The sequence below is a fragment of the Plasticicumulans sp. genome (assembly GCF_035331805.1).
Classification (GTDB): Bacteria; Pseudomonadota; Gammaproteobacteria; order Competibacterales; family Competibacteraceae; genus Plasticicumulans.
The window spans coordinates 1-6,007 of the sequence record NZ_DAOLKE010000219.1; the positions used below are offsets into that span (position 1 = coordinate 1).

At 72.2% G+C, this 6,007-nt stretch carries 3 protein-coding genes; 2 read left to right on the forward strand and 1 reads right to left on the reverse strand.

Going from position 1 to position 6,007, the window contains the following annotated elements:
- Window positions 1-1,846: response regulator (locus PKE44_RS13705; RefSeq protein ID WP_324552128.1), on the forward strand; the 1,846-nt coding region annotated here is incomplete at its 5' end.
- Here PKE44_RS13705 and PKE44_RS13710 read toward each other — a convergent pair.
- The gene (locus PKE44_RS13710; RefSeq protein ID WP_324552130.1) at window positions 1,777-4,698 is read right to left on the reverse strand and encodes an EAL domain-containing protein; all 2,922 of its coding nucleotides are present in this window, start codon (window positions 4,696-4,698) and stop codon (window positions 1,777-1,779) included. The two genes, PKE44_RS13705 and PKE44_RS13710, sit on opposite strands and share 70 nt — an antisense overlap.
- A gap of 329 nt (window positions 4,699-5,027) precedes the next feature.
- Between PKE44_RS13710 and mnmA the strand changes: the two genes are divergently transcribed.
- Window positions 5,028-6,007: tRNA 2-thiouridine(34) synthase MnmA (gene mnmA, locus PKE44_RS13715; protein WP_324552132.1), on the forward strand; the 980-nt coding region annotated here is incomplete at its 3' end.

The following is a 6,007-nucleotide window of genomic DNA, read 5'->3' on the forward strand; positions in this document are numbered from 1 at the left end:
CACGGTCCGGCGCACCGAGCCCGGCGCCGCGGCGCCGGCCGCGCCCGAAGCCGATGCCGACCCGATCGCCGACCTGCGCCGGAGCTTTCTTGCGCAGCTGCCCGAACGGCGCCAGGCCCTGCGCAGCCACTGGCAGTCGGCGGCCGGCGGCGATCCGGCGGCGGCCGACGAGGTGCGCCTGATCGCCCACCGCCTTGCCGGCACCGGCGCAACCTTCGACCAGCCGGCGGTCGGCACCCAGGCCCGCCGCGTCGAAACCGCGCTGCTCGCCTGGCGTGCCCGGCCCGGCGAGACCGATCTGCGCGCCGCGGTCGACACGGCGCTGGCGGACTTCGAGGCCGCGGTGTCGGCAGCCCTCGGGCCGTCTGCAGCGGCGGATGCCGCGCCGGCGAGCACCGACGCGCCGCCGCCAACGCCGACCTCTGCGCCGACCGCGCCTCCGGCATCTCCCCGACCGGCGCGCAGTGAAGCCTCCACCGACCCGCAGCCCGGCACAGTTGAGGCCGGGACCGGGGCCGGGTCCGAAGTCAAAGCCGAGCCCAGTGCCACGGCCACGCTGTGGGCTGTCGGCATCGCACCGATGCTGCTCACGACCCTGTCGCCGCTCGAACTGCAGTTGCGGACCTTCGCCGACCTCGATGCCGCGCTGTCGGCGCTGGAGGCCGGCGTCACGGCCCCGGCCGCGACGCTGATCGGCACCGCGATGCTCGGGCGGCCCGAGGCCATCGCCCGGCTGCGCGCACGCGCACCGCTTGCGCTGTACAGCGGTCGCGGCAGCCTCGCCGACCGCATCGCCGGCGTGCATGCCGGGGCCGAGACCTGTTTCGCCGCGACCGTCGATCAGGCCCTGCTCGGTGAATGGCTGGAGATGCGCTGCGTGCCGCGCGTCGGCGATGCGCTGCGCGTGCTGCTCATCGACGACGACCCGATGTTCATCGCGCTGTGCAGCAACCTGCTGTCCGGCAACGGTTTCGTGGTGCGGGCGATGGAACACCCGTACGCGCTCTGCGAGGAGCTGGCCGAGTTCGAGCCGGATGTGCTGCTGCTCGATCTGTACCTGCGCGACTGCACCGGCCTGGAGGTCGCCACCGCCCTGCGCCAGTTCCCGGGCTGGTCGAACCTGCCGATCGTGTTCCTGTCGGCCGATCACGAGCTGGCGCATCAGGCCGCTGCCCTCGGGGCCGGGCTCGATGACTGGCTGTCGAAGCCGTTCGAGGCCGTGCAGCTGCGTCAGGTCGTGCAGACGCGCGCGCTGCGCGGCCGCCGCCTGCGCGCCCGGGTCGACACCGATCCGCTGACCGGCGTGCTGTCGGCGGGCAGCTTCGAGAACCGCCTCGGCATCGAGGTCGGCCGTGCCCAGCGCTACGGCCGGGCCCTGTCGCTGGTGCTGATCGATCCGGACGAACTCGGCGCGCTCGCCGATGCCCAGGGCCGCGGCGCCGCCGACCGCCTGCTGTGCCTGCTCGCGCAGCAGCTCGGGCAGCGCGTGCGCCGCAGCGACCTGCTCGGACGCGGCCACGGGGCCGCCTTCGCGCTGGCCCTGACCGAGACCGGCGGCGACGTGGCCGGCTGCGTGATCGAGACGCTGCGCAGCACCTGGCAGCGCAGCGCCGCCGACGCGGCCCAGCCCCTCGCCCTGGCGGGTTTCAGCGCCGGACTGGCCGCACTGCGTCCCGGCGAAAACGCCCCTGCCCTGCACGAGCGGGCGCTGCGGGCGCTGCGGGCTGCACGCCGTGCCGGCGGCAACCGCCTGCTGCGCATGACCGAACTCGGCGATCAGGCCGATTCCGGCTGCGGGCCGGAAATGCCGAAGACGACCTCCAGCGGCCGCGGCTCGCTGATGTAGTAGCCCTGCGCATAGTCGATGCCGATCTCGCCGAGCAGCTTCAGCGTCGCTTCCGTCTCGACGTATTCGGCGATCGTGCGCTTGCCGAAGCCGATCGCGATCTGGTGCAGCGCCCTGACGATGGCCTGATCCTCGGGGCGGTCGGGGAGCTGGCGGATGAACGACCCGTCGAGCTTCAGGTAATCGACCGGGAAGTGGCGCAGGTACGTGAACGACGAGAAGCCGATGCCGAAGTCATCGAGCGCGAAGCGGCAGCCGAGGCTCTTGATCGCGACGATGACCGCCAGCGCCTGCTCGAAGTCGGCGACCGCCGCGGTCTCGGTGATCTCGAAGATCAGCCGCGCCGGATCGACGTCGTGCTCATCGAGCGCACGGCGCAGCAGTGCCAGCAGCTCCGGATCGCCGAGCGTGTGGCCGGACAGGTTCAGCGCGAAGCTCGCGTCGTGGCCGCTGCGCGTGATCACACCCAGATGGCGGATCGCCTTGGTCAGCACGCGCCGGTCCAGCGCGTTGATCATGCCGGTGCGCTCGGCCGCCTCGATGAACTGCCCGGCGGCGTGGATGCGCCCGTCCGGGTCGCGCAGGCGCACCAGCACCTCGTGGTGCGAGATCGTGCCCTCGCCGATGTGCATGATCGGCTGGAAGTACAGCTCGATGCGGTCCTCGTCGAGCGCCGAGGCGACGCGGTCCTTCCACAGCATGCGGTCCTGCAGGCGCTCGCGCGCGCGGTCGGCCTCCGAGAACAGATGCCAGTGGCCGCGACCGGCCTCCTTGGCCTGGTACATCGCGAAATCCCCGTGCGCGAGCACTTCCTCGGCCCCGCCCTGCCCGGGGAACAGCACGATGCCGATGCTCGCCGACAGCCGGAACGGCCGGCCGGCGACCTCGCAGCGGATGTTGGCGATCTGCTGGTTGATGTCGGCGCCGATGCGGCAGGCGCGCTCGGCATCGGTCTCGCGCAGCAGCACCGCGAACTCGTCACCGCCCAGGCGGGCGATGAAGTCGGCCTCCGGCAGCCCGCGCTGCAGCGCCACCGCCACGGCCTTCAGCAGCCGGTCGCCGCTCTGGTGGGTGTCGGCTTCGTTGATGTAGCGGAACTGGTCGAGATCGACCATCAGCAGCGCGCCGCTGCGGTTCTGGCGCGCTGCGGCCGCGATCATCAGCTCCAGTTCCTCCTGCAGGCGCGGACGGTTCGGCAGGCCGGTGAGCTGGTCGTGATCGGCCAGCCAGGCGAGCCGCATCTCGGCACCGCGCCGCTCGGTGTTGTCGAGACCGACCGAGACGATCAGCGGCCCGCCGCCGTCGACGCTGCGCCCGAGCCGCGAGTGATGCCAGGTCAGCGTGCGCAGCGTGCCATTGCGATGCACCACCAGCGATTCGTGGCGCAGGTGCTCGTTGCCGGCGAGCAGCCCGCGCAGCGCCATCGTCAGCTCGCCGGCCGACTCCGGCGCCAGCAGCTGCAGGAAGGGCTGGCCGCCGAGTTCCTCGCGCGCGGCCCCGCTGATCGCCGAGGCGAAGCTGTTGGCGCGCACGATGCGAAGCTGCGCATCGAGCGTCAGGATCGCGACCTGCGCGGTATCGAGCAGGCTGTTGACGAAATCGCGCTCGGCGGCGAGCTCGTCGCGCTGGCGGGCCAGACCCTCGGTGCGTTCGCGCACCACGGCTTCGAGGATCTCCAGCCGGTCGGCCAGCGCGATCGTGATCGCATCCAGCCAGTCGATCTCGTCGTGCCCGAAGCGCAGGCCGCGGCCGTCCGGCGTGATGACGCCGGCCAGCGTCGTGCGCACCGCCGCGAACTCGCTCTGCGCGAGCAGCGGCAGCGTCTGCGCCGTCTTGCGCAGCCGCGACATCGGCCGCCACAGGATCGCGAGCAGCGCGCATTCGGCGAGCAGCCAGCCGATCGCGCCGATGCCGAAGGCCGTCTGTGCGGCGGCGCGGATGTCGGAGAGCGGCGCCGTGATGTCGGCGATCACCAGCAGCCGGATCGGATGGTCGCGGGCCAGGCCCGGCAGCGTCGACACCCGCAGGTCGTAGCTGCGCTCGCCGGCCTCGACCAGCAGGCCGCCGGCGGCATCCTCGAGCGCCTGCCGGCCGGCCGCGAGCCTCAGCACCGGCAGCGACTGCTCGGGACGGGTCAGCGCCGAGAGGTCGGCGTTCCAGGCATCGAGCCGGCCGAGCGCCGGATCGCGGCTGCCGCGGGCGCCGATGCGCAGCAGCCCGACCTCGGCGCCGGAGACGGCGGCGAAGCTGCGCAGCGTGTCGGCCAGTCCGACGCCGAGCAGCACGACGCCGGCGTTGCGGCCCTCGGCGAGCATCGGTGCGGCGACGTAATGCATGCACTCGGGGCTGCATTCGAGCAGGCTCTGCGGCGTCTCCTGCGCGCGCGCCATCGCCACCAGCCCGACCAGCCGCGCCTCGACCTCGGTGCCCGAACTCACCGACCACTGCGCGAGCGCGCTGGCGTCGTCGCTGCCGTAGACCACGAGCCGGTCGAGGCCGAGATCGAACTGCAGGGCCGGCCACTGCGCATCGAGCACGCTGGCAACCGCCAGCCCGTCGTTGCCGCGCAGCGCCGTCTGCATGCCCGGAAAGGTCGGGATCATGCCCGCGAGCTGACGCAGGCGCTCGACCGACTGGCCCATCAGCGCATGCAGTTCGCGCAGGCGTGCGGCGTTGTCCTGCGCGAGCTGCGTGCGCAGCTGCCTGCTCAGGTTGTCGTAGTTCAGCCAGGCCCCGCCGAAGATCATCACGACCAGCACGATGCTGGTCAGCAGCAGCGCGCGCCATTTGAGGCTGATGAAGTGACCCTGGCCGGGGACGGGCGATGCGGGTTCCATATTCTGCAATGCCATGCGCCGGTGGGCCGATGCCCGACTGCTGAAAAGGCGATGTCCGTGTGGTCGGACCGGTGTGGACAGGGTATGCCATCCGGTGGCCTTGCAACCGTCAAATCGCATGTCGCAGTGCAGCATGCCTTGCAGACTGCACAGGCTGCCCCGGACGCCGGTGACCCGGCAAGCCGCCGGCCGGCGGAAACGGCAGCGCCCAGCCCATCGCCCGGGCATCGGCTGCGCGGCGCCGGGCTTCAGTACGGCATCCGCACGGCGTGCCGGTATCATGGCCGCTGCATCCCTCCCCGGCCCGCCGGCCGCCTTTCCGCCCGAACCGGATTTTCCTTCGCATGAAACCCCAGCGCATCGTCGTCGGCCTGTCCGGCGGCGTCGATTCCGCCGTCAGCGCGTGGCTGCTGCGCGAGCAGGGCCACGAGGTCCACGCCGTGTTCATGAAGAACTGGGACGATGCGCTCGACACCGGCTGGTGCAGCGCCGCCGAGGATCTGCGCGACTGCGAGGACATCTGCGCGACGCTCGACATCCCGCTGCACCGCGTGAACTTCGCGCGCGAATACCGCGAGCGCGTGTTCGCGGCCTTCCTGTCCGAACTCGCCGCCGGACGCACGCCGAACCCCGACGTGCTCTGCAACCGCGAGATCAAGTTCCGCGCCTTCCTCGACCATGCGCTGGCCCTCGGTGCCGATGCGCTCGCCACCGGCCACTACGCGCGCACGGCCCGCACCGCCGATGGTCGCGTGCAGCTGCTGAAGGGCCTCGACCCGGGCAAGGACCAGAGCTACTTCCTGCACGCGCTCGAACAGCGCCAGCTCGCCCCGGCCTGCTTTCCGGTCGGCGCGCTGCCCAAGCGCGAGGTGCGCGCCATCGCCGCGCGCCTCGGCCTGGTCGTGCACGACAAGAAGGATTCGACCGGCATCTGCTTCATCGGCGAGCGCGACTTCACGCAGTTCCTCGCGCAGTACCTGCCGGCCGAGCCCGGCCCGATGCGCACGCCCGACGGCGAGTGCGTCGGCACGCACCGCGGCCTGGCCTTCTACACGCTCGGCCAGCGTCAGGGCCTGGAGATCGGCGGCCGGCGCGGCGGCAGCGGCGCACCGTGGTTCGTCGCCGGCAAGGACCGGGAGACCAACACGCTGATCGTCGTGCAGGGGAGCGATCATCCGGCGCTGCTCGCCGCGGGCCTGCGCGCCTCGAAGCTCTCGTGGATCGCCGGCGAGGCGCCGGCGCTGCCGTATCGCTGCAGCGCGAAGATCCGCTACCGGCAGGCCGACCAGCCCTGCACGCTGCTCGCGATCGACGGCGACACGGC

Excerpts from the sequence above, each read along its gene's own strand:
- PKE44_RS13710 (WP_324552130.1), bottom strand. The coding sequence starts at position 4,698 with ATGGCATTGCAGAATATGGAACCCGCATCGCCCGTCCCCGGCCAGGGT.